This window comes from uncultured Pseudoxanthomonas sp. (genome assembly GCF_947498795.1).
Taxonomy (GTDB): Bacteria; Pseudomonadota; Gammaproteobacteria; order Xanthomonadales; family Xanthomonadaceae; genus Pseudoxanthomonas_A.
On record NZ_CANMLQ010000004.1, the window covers coordinates 95,751 to 115,623 of the forward strand.

The 19,873-nt window shown below is 69.5% G+C and carries 16 protein-coding genes; 7 read left to right on the plus strand and 9 right to left on the minus strand.

Going from position 1 to position 19,873, the window contains the following annotated elements; translation table 11 throughout:
- Nucleotides 1–24: 24 nt before the first annotated feature.
- The 8 genes from Q0907_RS11430 to recC form a co-directional block, all read right to left on the minus strand.
- The gene (locus Q0907_RS11430; RefSeq protein WP_299344714.1) at nucleotides 25–795 is read right to left on the minus strand and encodes a pyridoxine 5'-phosphate synthase; all 771 of its coding nucleotides are present in this window, start codon (nucleotides 793–795) and stop codon (nucleotides 25–27) included.
- Nucleotides 792–1,049: a hypothetical protein gene (locus Q0907_RS11435; protein ID WP_296278703.1), complete on the minus strand. Its 258-nt coding sequence runs from the start codon at nucleotides 1,047–1,049 to the stop codon at nucleotides 792–794. Before Q0907_RS11435 ends, Q0907_RS11430 begins: the two co-directional genes overlap by 4 nt.
- A 66-nt stretch (nucleotides 1,050–1,115) precedes the next feature.
- Nucleotides 1,116–2,570: a cardiolipin synthase gene (gene cls / locus Q0907_RS11440; protein WP_299344716.1), complete on the minus strand. Its 1,455-nt coding sequence runs from the start codon at nucleotides 2,568–2,570 to the stop codon at nucleotides 1,116–1,118.
- 125 nt (nucleotides 2,571–2,695) lie between these two features.
- Nucleotides 2,696–3,040 (minus strand): hypothetical protein, encoded by a 345-nt coding sequence (locus Q0907_RS11445; protein WP_299344719.1) that lies wholly within the window; start codon nucleotides 3,038–3,040, stop codon nucleotides 2,696–2,698.
- A gap of 8 nt (nucleotides 3,041–3,048) precedes the next feature.
- Nucleotides 3,049–3,321 carry a hypothetical protein gene (locus tag Q0907_RS11450; RefSeq protein ID WP_299344722.1) on the minus strand — a complete coding sequence of 91 codons (273 nt, stop codon included), beginning with the start codon at nucleotides 3,319–3,321 and terminating at the stop codon, nucleotides 3,049–3,051.
- A gap of 186 nt (nucleotides 3,322–3,507) precedes the next feature.
- The gene (recD, locus tag Q0907_RS11455) at nucleotides 3,508–5,385 is read right to left on the minus strand and encodes an exodeoxyribonuclease V subunit alpha (protein ID WP_299344725.1); all 1,878 of its coding nucleotides are present in this window, start codon (nucleotides 5,383–5,385) and stop codon (nucleotides 3,508–3,510) included.
- Nucleotides 5,382–8,999 carry an exodeoxyribonuclease V subunit beta gene (locus Q0907_RS11460; protein ID WP_299344728.1) on the minus strand — a complete coding sequence of 1,206 codons (3,618 nt, stop codon included), beginning with the start codon at nucleotides 8,997–8,999 and terminating at the stop codon, nucleotides 5,382–5,384. The genes recD and Q0907_RS11460 overlap by 4 nt, the downstream gene beginning before the upstream one ends.
- Nucleotides 8,996–12,370 carry an exodeoxyribonuclease V subunit gamma gene (gene recC, locus Q0907_RS11465; RefSeq protein WP_299344730.1) on the minus strand — a complete coding sequence of 1,125 codons (3,375 nt, stop codon included), beginning with the start codon at nucleotides 12,368–12,370 and terminating at the stop codon, nucleotides 8,996–8,998. The genes Q0907_RS11460 and recC overlap by 4 nt, the downstream gene beginning before the upstream one ends.
- 202 nt (nucleotides 12,371–12,572) lie before the next feature.
- Here recC and Q0907_RS11470 point away from each other — a divergent pair, with 202 nt between their 5' ends.
- The 6 genes from Q0907_RS11470 to Q0907_RS11495 are packed head-to-tail and all read left to right on the plus strand — an operon-like array spanning nucleotide 12,573 to nucleotide 16,657.
- Nucleotides 12,573–13,361 carry an ATP-binding cassette domain-containing protein gene (locus Q0907_RS11470; RefSeq protein WP_299344732.1) on the plus strand — a complete coding sequence of 263 codons (789 nt, stop codon included), beginning with the start codon at nucleotides 12,573–12,575 and terminating at the stop codon, nucleotides 13,359–13,361.
- Entirely contained in the window at nucleotides 13,361–14,113 is a 753-nt protein-coding gene (locus Q0907_RS11475; RefSeq protein ID WP_296278695.1) for an MlaE family lipid ABC transporter permease subunit, read from the plus strand. The genes Q0907_RS11470 and Q0907_RS11475 overlap by 1 nt, the downstream gene beginning before the upstream one ends.
- Before the next feature lie 4 nt (nucleotides 14,114–14,117).
- Complete coding sequence (gene mlaD, locus Q0907_RS11480) at nucleotides 14,118–14,660, plus strand: outer membrane lipid asymmetry maintenance protein MlaD (protein ID WP_299344736.1); 543 nt, start codon at nucleotides 14,118–14,120, stop codon at nucleotides 14,658–14,660.
- Nucleotides 14,661–14,668: 8 nt separating this feature from the next.
- Nucleotides 14,669–15,331 carry an ABC transporter substrate-binding protein gene (locus tag Q0907_RS11485; protein ID WP_299345233.1) on the plus strand — a complete coding sequence of 221 codons (663 nt, stop codon included), beginning with the start codon at nucleotides 14,669–14,671 and terminating at the stop codon, nucleotides 15,329–15,331.
- Nucleotides 15,315–15,617: an STAS domain-containing protein gene (locus tag Q0907_RS11490; RefSeq protein ID WP_299344741.1), complete on the plus strand. Its 303-nt coding sequence runs from the start codon at nucleotides 15,315–15,317 to the stop codon at nucleotides 15,615–15,617. Before Q0907_RS11485 ends, Q0907_RS11490 begins: the two co-directional genes overlap by 17 nt.
- A gap of 29 nt (nucleotides 15,618–15,646) precedes the next feature.
- Nucleotides 15,647–16,657, plus strand: a complete 1,011-nt coding sequence (locus tag Q0907_RS11495) for a VacJ family lipoprotein (RefSeq protein ID WP_299344743.1) — start codon at nucleotides 15,647–15,649, stop codon at nucleotides 16,655–16,657.
- Nucleotides 16,658–16,870: 213 nt separating this feature from the next.
- Here Q0907_RS11495 and rmuC read toward each other — a convergent pair whose 3' ends face one another.
- The gene (gene rmuC, locus Q0907_RS11500; protein WP_299344745.1) at nucleotides 16,871–18,220 is read right to left on the minus strand and encodes a DNA recombination protein RmuC; all 1,350 of its coding nucleotides are present in this window, start codon (nucleotides 18,218–18,220) and stop codon (nucleotides 16,871–16,873) included.
- A gap of 194 nt (nucleotides 18,221–18,414) precedes the next feature.
- Between rmuC and Q0907_RS11505 the strand changes: the two genes are divergently transcribed.
- Nucleotides 18,415–19,851 carry an amino acid permease gene (locus Q0907_RS11505; protein ID WP_299344747.1) on the plus strand — a complete coding sequence of 479 codons (1,437 nt, stop codon included), beginning with the start codon at nucleotides 18,415–18,417 and terminating at the stop codon, nucleotides 19,849–19,851.
- The last annotated feature ends 22 nt before the right edge of the window (nucleotides 19,852–19,873 follow it).

A 19,873-nucleotide genomic window follows, 5' to 3' on the forward strand; every position in this document is an offset into this window, starting at 1 on the left:
GCGCGTCGCCGGGATCGACACCGCTCAGTCCCGCGCGACGCCCCCGGCCTGGCTCAGGATCGCGAGGTAGCGGCGCACGGTCGCGTCCAGGCCGGCGTACAGTGCTTCGCCGATCAGCGCATGGCCGATCGAGACTTCGCGTACCCCGGGCACCGCCGCAAGGAATCCGCCGAGATTGTCCTGGCTGAGGTCGTGCCCTGCGTTGACGCCCAGGCCCAGCGCGTGGGCCTGCTCGGCAGTGCGCCTGCAGCGCTCGAGCGCATCGCCGGCATCGCCACGCGAAGCCGCCTCGGCAAATGGACCGGTATAGATCTCGATGCGGTCCGCGCCGATGTGCGCCGCATTCTCGAGTCCCGCGCAGCCGGCATCCACGAACAGGCTGACCCGGCATCCCATCGCCTTGAGTGCCGCGATCAGCGGGCGCAGGCGTTCCGAATCCTGTTCGAAATCGAAGCCATGGTCCGACGTGATCTGGCCGTCGCCGTCCGGCACCAGCGTGGCCTGCACAGGACGGGCCGCGTCGCACAGCGCGAGGAAGCCGGGATAACCGTCGCGGGGCGGAGCGAACGGATTGCCTTCCAGATTCAGTTCGACGCCGTGCCCGCGCGTCAGCCGCGCCAGCGCGTCGACATCGCCAGGACGGATGTGCCGCTGGTCGGGCCGGGGATGCACGGTGATGCCGTGTGCGCCGGCTGCCAGGCAAGCCTGCGCCGCGCGCACCACATCGGGTTCATCGCCGCCGCGGGAATTCCTCAGGACGGCGATCTTGTTGACGTTGACGCTGAGCAGGGTCACGGTGCGGGCGGTTCGGACGGCGGTGCATTGCGCCGCGCCTCGGCGATCTCGCGGAGGCGGCGCAGCTCGGCCGGATCGATCATCAGCGATTCGTCGCGACGCGTTTCACCCAGCCTGCGCGCATGCCGACCGATGATCCAGACCACGAAGAGGCAAAGCGACACCAGCATCAGGACGACCATCAAGGGCATCGACGTGGTGCGCACGGCCATGAACAGGCAGCCGATCGCCATCAACAGGAAGAGCCAGTGCATCGTCCACCCCCGGGGCTTGGTGGCGGAATATTACCGCGTCCGTTGCGCGGCAGGCATCGACCGGCTTCACAGCAAGGGCGACATCAGCCGTGCCAGTGCTTCGGGCAGTCGATGGCGCCAGAGCGCGCGGTCGCGCTGCAGGCGCACCGGTTCACTGGCGGCGATCTCGCCTTCCATCCACTGTCCCAGCGTGCCGGCGACGCCGCGGTCGCGGAACATCATGGAAATCTCGAAATTCAGCCGGAAGCTGCGGTGGTCGAAATTGGCGCTGCCGATGATGGCCAGCGTGTCGTCGCAGAGCAGCGCCTTGCTGTGCATCATGCGTGGGCCGTATTCGTAGACCTTCACGCCGGCGGCGAGCAGTTCGTCGAAATACGACCGCGCGGCCAGCGTCGCCAGCCGGGAATCGCTGGTCTTGGGCACCACCAGGCGGACGTCCAGACCGCCCAGCGCGGCGGACGTCAGCGCCATGCGCGCGGCTTCGCCCGGCACGAAGTAGGGCGTGACCAGCCAGACGCGCTGCTTGGCCTCATGGATCGCCGCGACCTTGGTGCGGTGGATGGGCTCCCATGCGGAATCAGGCCCCGACACCAGTGCCTGTACCGCAATCCCGCCCCGCACGTTGGCATCGCTGGCGCTCCACAGCCGCGTGCCCTGGAAATCCTTGCGCTGCTGGCCGGTGGCATATACCCAATCCTCGACGAACACCTGCTGGATGCTGCGCACGATCTCGCCCTCGAGGCGCAGGTGCAGGTCGCGGAATGCATCGTCGCAGAGGGACTCGTCCTCATCGTCGGTGACGTTGATGCCGCCGGTGAACGCGATGCGCCCGTCGACCACCACGATCTTGCGATGCGTGCGCAGATTCAGCCACGGACGGGTGAAGGGACGGAAGCGGGTAGGGTGGAACCAGGCGTGCTCGCCGCCGGCATCGATCAATGCGCGCAAGGCCCGGGTCTTGAGTCGGTTCGAGCCCACGGCGTCCAGCAGCAGTCGCACCTTGACGCCTTCGCGCGCCTTCACCGCGAGCGCCTCGAGGATGCGCTGGCCGGTACGGTCGCCGTTGAAGATGTAGTACTCCAGGTGAATGTGGTTCTCCGCGGCGGCGATCGCATCCAGGATCGCCTTGTACGTGGCGCACCCGTCCACGAGCTGCTGCACCGAGGTGGCCGTGGAAGGCGGCAGTCCCGTCGTCTTCTGGGCCAGCATGGGCAGTTCCGCGCTGTTGCCGTCAGCCGGTGCGAAGACCTCGTAGCTCTCCACGCCTTCGCGCGCGCGCGTCCGCCGGAGTTGATGCCGCTTGATGCGCTGCGGCCCTAACAGGAAGTAGACCAAGTACCCCACGTACGGCAGCAGCGCGAGGGAAAGCAGCCAACTGAGCGTGGCCACCGGTTCGCGCTTCTGCAGGATGATCCAGGTACACAGTGGCACCAGGTAAAGCAGCCAGGCCAGCGTGATCCACCCGGCGAGGTGGGGCAGGGTGGACGCGGCATCTCGGATGGCGTGAAGGACGTCGGGCATGCCGCGATTCTAGAGGTCGGCATGACCTCCGAGGGATGCGTCGGCGTTGCAGGCAGCGTCTTTTCCTTCCAGGGCCCGCCGCCACGGCGAACGCCGCGTGCGCGACAGCCTGCAGGGCCGGCGTGTCAGCGCCAACTCGCCTTGCGCGAGGGCGGCGGGGGCGAGGGCGTGGCGTCGATACTGGGAACCAGCAGCGACAGGCGTGCCTTGGCATAGTCGCCGCTGCCGTCGACGTCCAGCTTGCCCGCACTGTTCGCAGTGATGAGCGCCGTGTCGAGGAACACCTCCTCGCCCGCCGCCAACCGATGGCGCGCACTGCACAGCTTCACCGGCACCTGCAACACGCTTATTCCGTCCCGCTGCCATTTGGTTTCCGGCACCAGCCGGCGGACGATGGAACCGTCCACCCATACGTCCACCGAATCCGATTGCACCGACCGGCACTTGCCGATCCCGACATCAAAAGTCATGCACCCTCCTACAGGGCGGTATGCGTCAACGTGAAAAGAAAGCCGCGCGACTCCAGCAACGCGCGCATGCGCCGTTCTGCCGGTGCGCGGTGGAACTGGCGGCCCGCCCACAACTCGAAGCAGGGCCGTGCCGTGGCGTGACCGTGGGTCGCCGGCCGGCGGGACACCGCGATGTCCGGCGACTCGCAGGCCGTGGCCCACATCACCCGCAGGTCGCCCGGACCGATGGATTGCTGCGATCCAAGATGAAGAATGAACACCTGGACGTGCTGCTTGGACACGCATCTCTCCTCGGCGCGACAGGGCGTCGCGTGGATGAAGCCGAGAGGGAGAGAAATCGGCCCGCGGGAGGCGGCGGAGGAGACTGCCCGTCAGCCATGACAGGTATACGCCCTTGGGGGCGTGACCGCAAACCCGTGTTCATGCTTTGCGACGCACGTGCGATGCGGCTGCACGGCGCTGCGGCGTTACGACGCGATGCGTGGGAGCGCCAACCGCCACCCCAGTCCCGACCACCGGCTCGCATGCCGCGACAGTGCGTCGCGGATCACCGCTTCGCTGCCGGCGACGTGCAGCTCACGCCGGGCGCGGGTGATGCCGGTGTAGAGGAGTTCACGCGACAGCACGCGGTTGCCGCGTGCGGGCAGCAGCAGCCAGACCGCATCGAATTCGCTGCCCTGCGCCTTGTGCACGGTCATGGCGAATGCGGACTCGTGCGCGGGCAGCGATGCGGGATGGAATGCGCGCGGCTGCGTGGGTGTGTCGCCTGGGAACCAGGCCAGCAACACGCCTTGCGCATCGCGGAAACACAGCCCGATGTCGCCGTTGAACAGACGGTGGCGATAGCTGTTCTCTGTAACGATGACCAGCTGGCCATGAAAGTGGCCCTGCCCGGCGCGCTGCAGGCCGCTGCCGCCCTCCACCAGCAGGCGCTCGATGCGGGCGTTCAATGTGCGCGCGCCCTGCGGGCCTTCACGCACGGCGGTGAGGATGCGCAGGCGCGCGGACAGCGCCAGCGCGTCGGCGGGCGTGGCGGCTTCGCCCAGCGCGCGCCAGTGCAACAGCAGGCGTTCGCGCTGCATGTCGAGCGGATCGACCAGGTCATCGTGGAACTGCACGCCGGCCAGCGTGTCGCTGCGCAGAAGCGAGAGCGTCGTGGAGGCATCGCCTTCGCGCACGGCGGCGGCCAGCGGCGCGAGCTGCAGGGCTTCGCTCTGGCGCCAGCCGCGCTGCAGGTGCACGCGGATGCCGGCGAAGCGGTTGTGTCGATGATCCAGGCTTGCCGGATGATCAGCGAGGGAAGCATCGCCCAGCAACGGGTGGAGCGCCTCGTCATCCCGCAAGCCGATGTCGTTGCCATCCCCTGCCGCGCTGAGGATGGCAGCGAGCACATCGCCTGCTTCCACCGACGGCAACTGGTCCGGATCGCCCAGCAGCACCAGGCGCGTGCCATCGGAGACGGCGTCCACCAGCTTGGCCATCAGCGGCAGGTCGATCATCGAGGCTTCGTCGACGACCACCACGTCGAACGGCAGCGGGTTGTCGGCGTGATGGCGGAAGCGGGGCGAATCCGGAATCGTGCCGAGCAAGCGGTGCAGGGTGGTGCCCGTGGTGGGCAGCGTCGCGAGCAGGTCGGCGTCCACGCCCTGCGCCGCCAAGGCTTGCACCGCATGGCGGACGCTTTCGGCCATGCGCTCGGCGGCGCGACCGGTAGGTGCGGCCAGGGCGATGCGTGGCGCGGCGCGGCCTGCGCACCGTGCCTGTGCGGCCAGCAGCACCAGCAGGCGCGCGGTGGTGGTGGTCTTGCCGGTCCCGGGACCACCGGTGACCAGCAGCAGGGCATGGCGCAGTGCGAGCGCGGCGGCACGCGCCTGGTGGACATCGTGCGCGGCCGGCGGAAAGAGCTGCGCGAACAAAGGCGCGAGCGCATCGACGCCGGTTGCCGGCACCGGTTGCGTGGCGAGGCGTTGCAGGCCGGCCGCGAGTGCCCGTTCGTACTCGCGATAACGGCGCAGGTAGAGGAGGTCGTGTTCCAGCACCAGCGGCGCGTGCGGGTCGGCGACCGCATCGGCATCGTCCGGCGTGGCCACCCAGCGCGACGCGGCGAGACATGCACGCCACGCGTCGACGGATGGCCAGTCGATGGGGGTATCGGCGTCGAGCAGTGCCTGCGGCTCGCGCAGCGATAGACCGGCATGGCCCTTGGCGACGGCGAGCGACGCCAGCGCGGTGGCGGCGAGCACGTCGTCGGGCGTGGCCACATCCAGCCGGCGCAGGCTCTGGGCGAGGGCGTGGTCCAGGGTACGCAGGTGGCCGTTGCGGAACAGGGTATCGAGCAGGCTCATGCGGCCGCCTCCTGCCCGTGGCCGGCGAACAAGGCGTCGAGTGCGTGCACGAGTTCCGGCGCGAAGCGCTGCGCATGCACGCCGAGCGACGCATCGCGCGCGGGATCGAGCCCGCGGCAGAACACGTAGCGGATGCCGCCGAAATCGCGCGCGTAGTCGTAGCCGTCGCCCAGGCGGAACCGCAGCCAGCGATGCAGCGCGACGGTGTAGACCAGGGCCTGCAGGTCGTACTCGCTGTGCGCCATCGCGGCCGCCAGCGCGGGCGCGTCGTAGCGCGGCAGCCGGTTGGACTTGTAGTCGAGCACGTACCAGCGCCCGTCGCGCACGTAGGTCAGGTCGATCTTGCCGGTCATCAACCCTTCCAGCCGCGAGCGCAGGCCGAACCCGTGGCGCGCGCGCGCCACGCCATGCGCGTGCAGCAGCGCCAGCAACGCCGGCACGGCAGTGGGTGCGAGGGCGAAATGGAATTCGATTTCGGCACGCCGCTCGTGGTCGCCCAGCGCATGCAATGCGCCACCCTCGGGCAGCGCGACGGTCAGCGTGCGTCCGACCAGCGAGGTGAGCAGGGCGACGCCCTCGGCCAGGTCGTCCTGCGCGTAGCCTTCCCTGCGCAGCGCGGCGAGCAGGGCGGCATGTTCGCCTTCCGGCGCCGCATCCCCCGCCTGCCACTGCGCCCATGCGCTGAAGCGGGTGTCTTCGAGCGCCGCATGCAGCACGTTGCCGAAACGGCTGCCACTGAAGCGCGGGTCGTATGCGTCGGCGGTGATGTCGGGGGACGCGTCTGCGTCATCGGGCGGCTGCACCGGTTCGTCCGCGGCCGCGCCGTCGGCCTCGGTGGAGGCAGCGTCGACGGCGTGGCCCGCATCGGCATGCGCAAGCTGGGTGAAGCTGTAGACCCACCAGTCGGGCGCGATGGAACGCCGGGCGACGCGGGCGGGCGGCACCGCGCCTTCCGCCACGGGCGGCAACCACGGCAGTTCGGCGGGCGGTGCGGCGGGATCGATGCGGATGCCCGGGTCGTGCGCCAGCAGGGCGTCGGCATCGCGCACCATCGCCCATAGCGGCGACTGCGCGTGCTGGTAGAAGGCGCCCGTTGCCAGCCACAGCGCGTGGCTGGCGCGGGTCAGGCCGACGTACAGCAGGCGCGCGTCTTCGGCGCGCTGCGCCTCGCTCCATTGCGCTCTGGCCGCGCCCCACCCGGAGACCTCCGCCTGCAACTTCCAGTGCAGCACGCGGCCGTCCGCGTCGGTGACGACGACGCGCTGGCCGGGATCGGGCGCCCTTCCGCCGATGCCCGCATACGGCAGGAACACCAGCGGGTACTCCAGGCCCTTGCTCTTGTGCAGCGTCACCACCTGCACGCGGTGCGCATCGGATTCCAGCCGCAGCAGCTGTGCGTCGTCATCGGCAGCGGTGCCGGCATCGGCGATGGCAGCGGCCAGCCAGTCGACGAGGCCGGGCAGGCCGAGCGTACGCGCGTCGGCTTCCTGCAGCATCTCGGCCGTCTGCAGGTAGTTGGTGAGCCTGCGCTCGCCGTCGAGCAGGCCGAGCAGGCGCGGGGCGTGCTCGGCGCACAGGTCGTTGACCAGCGCCAGCGGGCCACCGCGATGCAGGCGTTCGCGCCAGTCCTGCGCGCGCTGTTGCCAGCCGCGCATCGCATCGCCGTCGGTTTCGAGCGCGGCGATGCCCGCGGCATCCACGCCCAGCAGGACGGTGGACAGCGCGGCGCGCACATGGCCGTCGTCCGCGCCGTGCATCAACGTGCGCAGCAGCGCGTGCAGTTCGCGCGCTTCCGGCGCGGCGAACAGGCTGAGCTTGCCGGCGGCAACAGCGGGAATGCCGACCTCGGCCAGCGCGGCACGGATGCGGGTGGCATCCCGGTGCGTGCGGACCAGCACGGCGATATCGCCGGGCTGAACGGGTTTGCCTCCTATCGTCGCGTTGCCGGCGCGCGCATCCGTCAGTACGCGGTGGATGGCAGCCACGCAGGCAGCGGTGGCCAGTTCACGCGAGGTGCCTGCGTCCCAGGGCTTGACCTTGCCGTCCGGTCCGGGCGCCGGCGATGGCGCTCGCCATACGGTCAGCGCGGGCGCGGCCGCGCCATGACACTGGAAGTCGTCATCGTGACGTGTGCCACCGGGCGCGACCGGATGGAAATGGATGCGTGGATCGACGAATGCGGCGTCACCGGCCTGTGCGTACAACGCTTCGATGGCACGCAGTACCGACGGCCGCGAGCGGAAGTTGTGCGACAGCGGTGGTGCGGCGACGGCATCGGCCTGAGCGGCGAGATAGGTTTCCACATCGCCGCCACGGAAGCCGTAGATCGCCTGCTTGGGATCGCCGATGACGAACAGCGCCGGCTTCGGACTCCTGCTGCCGAACACGTGGTCGAAGATGCGCCACTGGCGTGGATCGGTGTCCTGGAACTCATCGACCAGCGCGACGCGATACTGGGCGCGCAGGCGCTGCACGAGGGCGTCCGCATGTGGCGTTTCGAGCGCATCCGCGACGCCGTCGATCAGGTCGTCGTAGGTCTGAACACGCAGCTGCTGTTTGCGCAGCATCAGCCGTGCCCGGGCATCGTCGCGCAGGCGATGCAGCAGGGCGACGCGGCGCGCTTCGCGATAGGCGTCGACGCGGTCCTGCGCCTGCAGGTAGGCATCGATGGCATGCGTCAGCGGCGATTCCGGGGTGCGGCCCGCGCCGGCCTTGCTGGTTTTCAGCAGCAGCGCCTCACGGCGCAACTGCGGCAGCCTGTCGTGCGCGAACGGCATGCCAGCATCGTCCGCGGCCGCCCATGCCTCCAGCGCGTCGAACAGTCCGATGATCCACTCGACCCTGTAGCTGCCGCCGTGCAGCACCTTTCCCTCCACTGCGGCGACCAGGGCGTCACGAAACGCGCTCGCGTGCGCGCGATACGCGGCAATGAGCGCTTCGCCGGCCGCCCGCAAGGCCGTTGCAGGGTCGGCAGGCAGCGGATCGACGGGGTATGGCTGCAACCGCTGTTCGCGCAGCAACGCGGGCAGGTCGGCCGCCAAGGCGTCGGGGCCGCCCTTCCACAGCGCAAGCAGATCATCCGCACCGTCATCGTCCGCGCCATGCGCGCGCCACAGGTCCGCGGCGATTTCCTGCCGCAGCGCTGCGTCATTGGCGAGCAACGGCGGCGCATCGAAACCGTGCCCGCTTTCCAGGGCGTGTTCGCGCAACACCCGTGCACAGAAGCCGTGGATGGTGAACACCGCCGCCAGGTCCATGCCGTCGGCGGCTTCGCGCAGACGCCGATGCAGTGCGGCGGGAGGTTCACCACTCCGCGCGAGATGCGCATCGAGGAGCGCACGCGTCAATGCCGCCTCAGGCGCTTCATCGGCGGCGGCGACGGCGGGCAGCGATGCTGCCAGCAGCAGGCGGGCACGGATGCGCGCGCGCAGCTCCTGGGTGGCGGCCTCGGTGAAGGTGACGGCCAGGACTTCGCCGATGCGCAAGCCGCCTTCGACCACCAGCCGTACGACCAGCGTGGCCAGGGTGAAGGTCTTGCCGGTACCGGCGGACGCCTCGATGGACTGCACGCCATCGAGCGGCAGCGCGAGGTAGGGATCGTGCGCGACGGTCATCCGGCGTCCTCCGCGTCGAAGACGAGGGCCAGTGCGCGCAACGCATCCGGATCGGTGCCAGCGTAGACCTCGCCCTGCGTGACCGCGAGATAGATCGACATCGAAAGATCCGCGAACCGCAGCCGCGCTGCGTCATCGGTGAAAGGATCGCACCCGCGCAGCGCGAGCCGCAGCGCATCGCCGTTGCCTTCGCTCCAGCCGCGCTCGCTTCCGTACCATTTCTTCGCCGCTTCCTTCAGGCCTGCTTCCATGTCGGGCGCGGCGGCGAAGAATTCCCAGCCGCTGTAAGGCGCGAACGGCAGCGGTTCGCGCAGGCCCTGTTCGCGCAGCCAGAGCAGGTGCCGGAGCACCGTGCGTGCCTGGCCAGGATCGAGCGCCGGACGCACGTGGGGACCGAACGGATGGCCGGATGCCGGCTTCGTGCCGCCCTCGTGGAACTGAACCAACGGCAGCGCGAGGCCGGCCGCACTGGCGAGCAGCCAGTCCAGGCCGTCGCGGATCGCCGCGCTTCCGCCCGGTGAACCGATGCGAACACGCGCGAGCCCATGCGGATACATGCCCGCCAGCGTGCCGTGCAGTGCGACGCCGTCGATGTCCACCTCGATGCGCTGCGTCGCCGGCAACTCGCCGCCGGTCCAGTCGGCGAAGGCGCGTGCGTACGGCGTGACCTCGCTGCGCAGCGTGGACAGCGTGCGCCGCCCCAGCGGACCCGAAGGCAGCAGGGCGCGGGCGCGCAAGGCGGCATGCAGCGTGGCGTCATCGTCGCCCTGCAGCACCCCGGCGAACACGGCTGCCTGCACGTCGCTGCGCGCCAGGCCGCGGCCCGGCAGCAGCAACGGCTCGACGTCATCGCCCGCTTCATCGATCCCCTCCAGCCGCAGGCCCAGCCGCTGGTGGAGGAACTGCTCGGCCGGCGCGGTCAGGAAGCGGCGCAGCTGGTCGAGCGACAGCCCGGAGCCGGCGTCGGCAGGTGGTGGCATCGCGTCGCCCGGAAACCAGCGCGGCAGGAGCGAGCGTCGCCCCGCCAGCCGGCCGGCGGCGGGATGCCACTGCCGGCGATAGCTGAAGCGGCGTGGATCGTCGTTGCCACCAAACGCGACGGGCGAAAACGGCTGCAGCGGATGGTGCACCACCATCGCCCTGGCGACGGACGCCGGATCGGCATGCTGCCGCGCGGCGGCGTCGATGAGCTCACTGACCAGCACCGACGGTTCGCGCGCGCTGCCGTCGCGAGGATCGGCCCCGAGATAGCTGAGAAGGAACACATCCTGCGCGGCGGCGAACAGCTGCAGGAACAGGAAGCGGTCGTCTTCGCGCAGCGAGCGGTCGCCATGCCGGCGCTTGTCGGTGCCGAGTTCGGCCGTGAGCTTGCTCAGGCCGGCGGCGGGATCGCGGCGTGGATAGTCGCCGTCGTTCATGCCGAGCACGCAGATCACGCGGAACGGCAGCAGCCGCATCGGCACCATGCGGCCGAAACTGATGCCGCCGGTCAACAGGGGCGCGCGCGTATCGGCTTCGGCAAGCGTGGTAGCGAAGTGCGCGCGCACCACGTCGGCGGGCACGGTGTCGGCATAGCCCGCTTTCTCCGCCTGCACGGCGAAGTCGTCGATGAGCATGCGCAGGCGGTCTAGTGCGCGCTGGCGGGCAGGCAGGGCAGGTTCGCGCGGCAGCAGTGCGGCGAGCAGTCCAAGCAGCCGTTCGCGCCATTGCGCAGGCGTGATCGCCTCGCCCAGCGATTTCTGGTGGCGGGCCAGCACGCGCAGCAGGCGGACCAGGATGTCGAGCGCGTCGAGCGCGCTGCCTTCCAGTTCGGGCCAGGGCGCGACGCCGGCGATGTCGTCCTGCGCGCCGCTGGCGTGGCCCAGCAGCAGGCGGTCGAGTGCGAACTGCCAGGTGTAGGCATCGTCGGCGGGTGCGCCGTGCGCGGCACGGTGCTTCGCGTCCAGTCCCCAGCGCGCGCCCGCGGCCTGCAGCCACGCGAGCAGGCGTTCGAGGGCGGGGGCATCGAGACCGGCCGCGTCCGCGATGGGCGCACTGGCGAGCAGATCGAGGATCTCGTGGGTACCGAAGCGCGAAACCGGCAGGCCGAGCAGGCGCACGAACACGTCGGCCAATGGCTCGCCGGCCAGCGGACTGGTGTCGGCCAGCGCGTACGGCAACCGGTCGCCATCGCCCGGCGCGCCGAACACGGCTTCCAGATAGGGCACGTACGGATCGATGTCCGGCGCCAGAACCGCGATCTCGCGCGGCTGCAGCGGCGGGTCGAAGCGGTCGTCCTCCAGCAACGCACGCAGCTGGTCGTGCAGCACCTGCAGTTCACGCAGGCGCGTGTGGCAGGCGTGTACCTGCAGGCTGGGATCGTCGGTGCGCAGGGCCGGCAGCAGGTCGGGCGGCTGCGCGCGGCGATGGAACAGGTCCGACTGCAGGCGCCGCAGCAGGCTGCCGTGGAACTTGCCGCCCCCTGTACCGGGATCGGCATGGCCCCGCACGTCCAGGGTGGGGTGCACCAGTTCGTAGCTGCCGATCACGGCCATGAAATCGCGCCCCGCCGCCCCCCACGCCTGCAGCAGGCGGGCGTCGCCGGTCGTGTCGTCCTCGGCGCCCGCGCGCAGGCGTTGCAGGTCGCCCCAGTAGTCCTTCACCGGCGACGGGACATAGAAGTGCAGCGTGCCCACGCGCGCCTGCGTGGCCAGCACGCGCAGCACATCGGGGGAGACATTGAGCGTGGCGAACGCGAATACGCGTGGCGGCAGTCCCTGCGGCAACGGCTGGCCTGCGCCCTCGAAGCGGTCGAGATAGCGCTGGATGCGCCGCGCGCGGTAGTCATGGCCTTCGGCGACGTGGCGCCACAGGATCGCCTGCGGGTCGTCGGGATCGGCACCACTTTCCCAGCGCAGCAACCAGTCGCGACGCCAGGCCTGGTACTTCTCGAACACCTCGGCCAGTTCCCCCGCCAGCGACCACGGCTTGAGTGGATCGGGCAGGCGCGACGGGGTATCCGCCAGGTAGGCGGCGATCTGCGCCATGGCCGGGCGCGCGAGCAGCACGGGGTCGGTCAGCGCGGCGTACAGCCGCCAGTGCAGCGTCGCGGCATCGAGATCGTCGCCCTCGCCCGGCACATTGGCGTCCAGCGCACGTGCGACGAACTCGCCAGGGGTGAGGAATTCCAGGTTCGCGGCGATGCCATGCGCGGTGGCCAGCGTGGCTTGCAGCCAACGCCGCATCGCGACCTGGGGAATCAGCACGGTCTCCGGCGCCAGCAGCGGCACACCGGGCGCAGGTGTGCTCAATTCCCGCGCCAGCAGCCCCGCCAACACCTCCAGCGCATTGGAGTGGTAGAGGCGGAAGTCGGGCGTGGCGTCGGTCGTCATCGTCTTCGCCATTGTGCCGGATGCCGGCATCGCGCCGGAGACACCGCGGTTTGGGCCACAGCATCCCGCACGATCGTGCGCGCAGGCGATGGTCGGGTGCCACAATAATCAAACTGCGCGGTACGGTTTATGTTCAGCCGCTGGCCGCGAAGCTACGCCGTTGTTTTTCCGTTAACCCGCCTGTGGTCCGCCGACGACGCCCATGACGCCTGCCGACGCCCCTGCCGTGCACCTGTCCGGCCTCCGCCTCGATCGCGGCGGCCGCACCATCCTGCGCGACATCGACCTGACCGTGCCCCGGGGCAGCATCGCCGCGGTGCTAGGCCCGTCGGGCAGCGGCAAGTCGACCATGCTTGCGGCGCTGACCGGCGAGCTCCCGCCTGCCGCCGGTACGGTCGAGGTGTTCGGCCAGCCCGTGCCGCACCGCAGCCGCGCGCTGCTGGAGATGCGCAAGGGGATCGGAGTGCTGCTGCAAGGCAACGGCCTGCTCACCGACCTGACGGTCGCCGAGAACGTGGCGCTGCCGCTGCGCACGCATACGAAGCTGCCGGACGTGCTGATCCGCCGGCTGGTCGATTTCAAGTTGAATGCGGTCGGCCTGCGCGCCGCTGCCGACGCCTATCCGCGCGAGCTGTCCGGCGGCATGGCGCGCCGCGTGGCGCTGGCCCGTGCGCTGGCGCTGGACCCGCCGCTGATGATCTACGACGAGCCGCTGACCGGGCTGGACCCGATCGCCTCGGGCGTGATCATGAGCCTGATCCAGCGCCTCAACGACACCCTCGGGCTGACCAGCATCATCGTGACCCACCACGTGCACGAAACCCTGCCCATCGCCGACCAGGCGGTGGTGATCGCCAATGGCGGCCTGGTGTTCTCGGGCACGCCGTCCGAGCTGGAAGCCACCTCGGACCCGCTGGTGAAGCAGTTCCTGCGCGGCGAGCCGGACGGCCCGATCGCGTTCGATACGGTCAAGCGCGGGGAGGCCGCCTGATGCCCTTCGTCGCCGCCACCCGGTCGCTGGGCCGCGCCGGCCTGTTCTCGCTGTCGGTGTTCCGCGCCTCGGCGCCGACCCGCGACTTTTTCGCCGAGCTGACCCGCGAGATCTACAAGATCGGCGGCCGCTCGCTGCCGATCATCGCCGTGGGCGGTGCGTTCGTGGGCCTGGTGCTGACGCTGCAGGGCTATCGCACGCTGACCACGTTCGGCGCCAGCGATGCGCTGTCCACACTGCTGGGCCTGTCGCTCTATCGCGAACTGGGCCCGGTGCTGACCGCGCTGCTGTTCATCGGCCGCGCCGGCAGCTCCATCGCCGCCGAACTGGGCCTGATGCGCGCCACCGACCAGATCAAGGCGCTGGAACTCATGGCCATCGACCCGGTGGCGAAGGCCGTGGCGCCGCGCTTCTGGGCCGCCGTCTTGACGGTGCCGCTGCTGACCGGCTTCTTCTGCTCGCTGGCGATCAGCGCCAGTTACTTCGAGGCCGTGCACGTGCTAGGCCTCGACAATGGCACCTTCTGGTCCGCGCTGCAGAACAGCGTGGACTTCTGGGACGACTTCGGCGTGGCACTGCTGAAGTCGGCCGTGTTCGGCGGCACCGCCGCGCTGGTCGCGGCCTACGTGGGCTTCCACGCCGAGCCGACCATCGAAGGCACGTCGGTAGCCACCACCCGCGCGGTGGTGAACGCCTCGCTGCTGGTGCTGATGTTCAATTTCGTCATGTCTGCATTGCTGTTCAGGAGCTGACCCCATGTCCGTCCGTGGACCCCGCCTCGAATTCGCCGTCGGTGCCTTCCTGCTGCTGGCCCTGGCCTCGCTGCTGGTACTGGCGCTGGCTTCCACCAACAAGCGCTTCGGCGTGGGCGGCGGCAGCTACGAGCTGAGCGCACGCTTCTCCAACCTGGGCCAGCTGCGCAAGCAGGCGCCGGTGAAGATCGGGGGCGTGGTCATCGGGCAGGTGGCCGACATCCAGCTGGATCCGGTCAAGTTCGATTCCATCGTCACGCTGTCCATCGACAACCGCTACAAGGACCTGCCGGCCGATACCGCCGCCGGCATCTTCACCAGCGGCCTGCTGGGCGAGAACTACATTGGCCTGTCGCCGGGCGGTGATCCCGAGGTGCTGAAGCCCGGCGAGGAAATCGCCTTCACCCAGCCGGCGGTGGACCTGCTGCAGCTGGCCGGCAAGTACATGTTCAGCGGCGGCACCAACAATGCCGGTGCAGGCTCCGGGGAACCCCCGGCCAGCGGCGAGACCGCCGCGCCCCCCGTTACGGAAGGACCGACCCCATGAAGACCCTCATCAAGCCCTCCCTGCTCTCCGTCGTGCTGTCGGCCGCGCTGCTGGCGTCCGCGCCCGTCGCCGTGTTCGCCCAGGCTGCCGCGCCGGCCACCGCGGCCAAGCAGGCCACCGCCAGCCAGGTCGTGCTGGCCAGCAGCACGCGCATCCTGGCCACGCTCGATCAGCGCCGCGCCGAGTTCAAGTCGAATCCCGCGGCGCTGCGCCAGTTCGTCACCGGTGAGTTCAACACGCTGTTCGACGGCGACTATGCGGCCCGCCTCGTGCTGGGCGTGCACGGCCGTGGCGCCTCCGACGCCGACGTGAAGCTGTTCGGCCAGGCCCTGACCGAGCGCCTGCTGTCCGCCTACGGCGCGCGCCTGGCCGACTTCAACGCGCGCCTTAAGGTGCGGGTGAAGTCCGAATCGCCGTTGCCCGGCGGCCGCGGCGTGAAGGTGGACACCGAGTTCGTGCAGGCGGACCAGACGGTCACTCCGATCACCTTCTATGCCCGCAACGTGGGCGGCCAGTGGAAGGTGTTCGACGTGCTGCCGGAAGGCGTGTCCTTCGTTCAGACGTTCAAGACCCAGTTCGACACCCCGCTGCGGCAGAAGTCGATCGCGCAGGTGGCGGCGGACCTGAAGTCCGGCAAGCTGCAGGTCAACGGCAGTGCCGGCGGCAACTGACGCCGGCGTCCGGCGGGACGGCGACGCGCTGCTGTTCTCGGGCGCGCTGGACCGCGCCGCGGCCGCCGTGCTGTGGCCACAGGCCTCGGCGCAGTGCGCCGGGGCGCAACGCATCGTCCTGACCAACGTCACTACCGTCGACAGCGCCGGGCTGGCACTGTTGTCGGCGCTGGCCGCGCGCCTGCACGCCAGTGGTATCACCCCGCGTTTCGAAGGCCAGCCCGCTGGCCTGGCCGATCTCCAGGCCGCGTATCGCCTGACGCCGGAACTGGATTTCCCGGCATAACCCCACCCCCGCCGTTTGCAGGAATCAGGATGAATCTGTTCCGCCTCAGCACCGTCGTCCTGCTGGCCGCCCTGGCGACCGCCTGTGCGTCGGCTCCCCCCTCTTCGACGGCTGCGCCGGCCGATGCGGTGGTGGTCGACAGTACCGCCACGGCGTCGGCTCCGTTGCCGCCCGAGCCACCGATCGATCCCGCCAGTATCGATGCCCCCGCACCGGCGGCCGCCACCGCCACCGCGTCGGAAGGCGAGGACGACTTCGCCGCCATCTACGGCCAGGGCGCCTATGATCCGGTCGCCGATCCCACGCTGCCCGCACCGGCGCAGTCGCCGACTGCCTACGACCCGTGGGAGAAGTTCAACCGCAAGGTGCACGCCTTCAACAACGTCGTCGACCGCGCCGTCGCACGGCCGCTGGCCCGTGTCTATGTGGCGGCGGTGCCGCGCCCCGTGCGCCTGGGCGTCGGCAACTTCTTCGACAACCTGCGCCAGCCGCTGACGATGGTGAACCAGTTGCTGCAGGGGCGTCCGCGTGACGCCACGCAGACCTTCGGCCGCTTCCTGCTCAACTCCACGGTCGGCATCGGCGGCATCTTCGACCCCGCCAGCGACCTGAAGATGAAGCGCCGCAGCGAGGATTTCGGGCAGACGCTGGGCACGTGGGGCTGGAAGCGCTCGCGCTACGTGGAGCTGCCGTTCTTCGGCCCGCGCACCCTACGCGACGTGCTGGGCCTGGCCGGCGACATGCCGCTCAGTCCGGTCAGCAAGATCGAGGACGACAAGACGCGCATCTTCCTGCAGGGCCTGAACCTGGTGGATACCCGGGCGCAACTGCTGTCACTGGACAGCCTGCGCGAGGGTGCGGTGGACGACTACGCGCTGGTCCGCGACTCGTGGCTGCAGCGCCGCAATTACCAGATCGAAAGCCATCGCAGCACCAAGCAGTCGACCGAAGACGAGCTGCCGGAGTACCTGCAGGACGAGAACACCCCGACCGTGCCGGCCGACGCGATGCCGATGCCGGAGATCAGCGGCGGCGGTTGAAGCTGGCAGGTGGCGATGAATGAAAACGGCGCCTGGTGGCGCCGTTTTCTTTTGGGGGTTCTCCCTGCGCAGCGGGGAGAGGATGCCGAAGGCGGGTGAGGGGCGAACGGAGCGGGAAAGATCCAGCGCGAGGATGAGGGCCGCGCCCGCGCCTCATCCGCCCGCTGGGCGCCTTCTCCACGCGGGTGGGGAGAAGGAACAACACGCGACGCCTCACTCCGCCTCGTCGCCGCCCAGCAGCTTCTGGCTTTCCTCACCCGGCAATGCTTCGACACCACGCAGCTGCCGCTCGATCGCACGGGTGCGCACGCCGGCCTGCTTGATGCTGTTCTGCACCGTGTCCAGCTGACTGTTGGCTTTTTCCAGCACGGTCGCGAACTTGCCGAACTCGGTCTTCACCGCGCCCAGCAGCACGCGTACTTCGCTGGAACGCTTTTCGATGGCCAGCGTGCGGAAGCCCATCTGCAGGCTGTTGAGCAGCGCCGCCAGGGTGGTGGGTCCGGCGACGACGATGCGATGGTCGCGTTGCAGCGCATCCACCAGGCCGGGACGGCGGATGGTTTCCGCGTAGAGCCCTTCGGTGGCCAGGAACAGCACCGCGAAGTCGGTGGTATGCGGCGGCACCACGTACTTCTCGTTGATCGATTTCGCCTGCACCTTGATCGCACGCTCCAGCTGCGTGGCGGCGAGGCGCATCGCCTCGGTGTCGCCGCGTTCCTGCGCGTCGAGCAGGCGTTCGTAGTCTTCGCGCGGGAACTTGGCGTCGATCGGCAACCAGACCGGCACGTCGCCCTCCTGGCGACCGGGCAGGCGGATGGCGAAATCCACCGCTTCGTTGCTGTCGGGGCGGACCTTGACGCTGCGCGAGAACTGCTCGGCCGTCAGCACCTGCTCCAGCAGGTTCTCCAGCTGCACTTCGCCCCAGCCGCCACGGTCCTTGACGTTGGTCAGCACGCGCTTGAGATCGCCGACGCCGGTCGCCAGCTGCTGCATTTCGCCCAGGCCACGCTGCACCGCTTCCAGCCGTTCGGACACCAGCGAGAACGACGCGTCCAGGCGCTGAGTCAGCGTCGCCTGCAGCTTCTCGTCCACCGTCGCGCGCATCTGCTCCAGCTTCTGGGCATTGTCGGCCTGCAGTTCCTTCAGGCGGCCTTCCAGCGTGGTGCGCATCTCGCCGATGCGTTGTTCGTTGCGCTGGGTCAATTCGTTCAATCGCTGGCCGAGTGTGTCGGCGAAGCGCTGCTGCGACTCGGAGGCCTCCAGGCGACCCTTGCGCGCGTCCTCGCTCAGCGTATCGCGCAGTACGTCCAGGCGCTGGTCGGTACGGGTGCTGAGATCGGCCAGGCTGCGCGCGAAACCGTCGATGCGGACCTCCTGCGCCCGCGAGAGGCCCTCGAGCTGTTCGCGCAGTTCGCTGCGGCCCTCGCGTTGTTCATCGCGCAACGCGCGCTCGAGCAGGTCGCCGATGCGTGCCTCCGGACGGCGCAGCACCAGCACCGCGAGCAGCACGATGGCAATGGCGACGAGGACCAGGAGGAGGAAAAGAAGGGTCTGGGAATCCATGCGGACAGTGTAGCCGCTGGCGTCTCAGCCCCTGAGCATGCGGGAGTGCGCGTGGTGCGCCGCCGATTGCCAGCGCGGGGGTGGGCCGCTTAGGCTGCGGTCGGTCGAGGCTTGGTGCCCGATCACCCCCGCATCCCGCCTGCGCTGGCGCTTCGCCCGCGCGCTGTTCCGTTGACGCACTCCGAGGACCCTCCATGACCTGGCTACGGCGCAAATCCATCGACCGGATCACCGAGCACGAAGAAGGCCGGCGGCTGGTCCCCACGCTCAGCTGGCCGCATCTGGTCGCGCTGGGCATCGGCGCCATCGTCGGCACGGGCATCTACACCCTGATCGGTGTCGGTGCGGAAAAGGCCGGCCCGGCGGTGCTGATTTCCTTCGTCGTCGCCGGCGTGGTCTGCGCCTGTGCGGCGCTGGCGTATGCCGAGCTGTCGACGATGATGCCGGCTGCCGGCAGCGCCTACACGTACAGCTATGGCGTGCTGGGCGAATCCATCGCCTGGATCGTGGGATGGAGCCTGATCCTGGAGTATTCGCTGGTCGTCAGCACGGTGGCCGTGGGGTGGTCCGGCTACTTCGCCGGCTTCCTCGAATGGGTGCAGCAGAACTTCGGCTGGAACGTCACCCTGCCCGCGGCGCTGGCGGCCGGTCCGCACGCCGGCGGCGTGATCAACCTGCCCGCCATCGTCATCACCTTTGCCGTCGCCGGCCTGCTGATCGCCGGCACGCGCGAGAGCGCGACGCTCAACGCGATCCTGGTGGTGTTCAAGCTGATCGCCCTGGCGGTGTTCATCGCGGTCGCGCTGCCGGCGTTCAATCCGGACAACCTGCAGCCATTCATGCCATATGGCTTCCCGAAGTCGATCGGAACCGACGGTGTCGAACGGGGCGTGATGGCGGCGGCGGCGATCATCTTCTTCGCGTTCTACGGCTTCGATGCGATTTCCACCGCAGCCGAAGAGACCAAGAATCCCGGCCGCGACCTGTCCATCGGCATCATCGGCTCGATGGTCGGCTGCACGCTGATCTACCTGGTGGTCGCGGTGGCGGCCGTGGGCGCGCTCAGCTACACCGTGTTCGGCCAGAGCGCCGAGCCGCTGGCGCTGATCATGCGCGAGCTCGGCCACGGCACCGCCGCGCTGGTGATCGGCATCGTGGCCATCGTCGCGCTGCCGACCGTGCTGCTGGCGTTCTTCTATGGACAGAGCCGCATCTTCTTCGTCATGTCGCGCGACGGCCTGCTGCCGCGCAGCCTGTCGAAGGTCAATCCGCGCACCGGCACGCCGGTGGCGATCACGGTGTTCACCGCCGTGCTGGTCGCGGCGCTGGCCGGCGTCGCGCGGCTGGATGAAATCGCCGCGCTTGCCAACGCCGGTACGCTGGCCGCATTCGTCGCGGTGGGTGTCTGCCTGCTCGTACTGCGCAAGCGCGAACCTAACCGGCCGCGGGTGTTCCGCACGCCGTTGGCCTGGGTGGTCGGTCCGGTCGCCATATTAGGCTGCCTGTACCTGTTCTGGAGCCTGCCGCACCGCACGCAACTGTGGTTCCTCATCTGGAACGTGGTTGGCATCGTCGTCTATCTCGCCTACAGCCGCCGCAACAGCATGCTCGCGAAGGGCGGCGACGCATGACGTAGCGTGCGCCATGCGCACG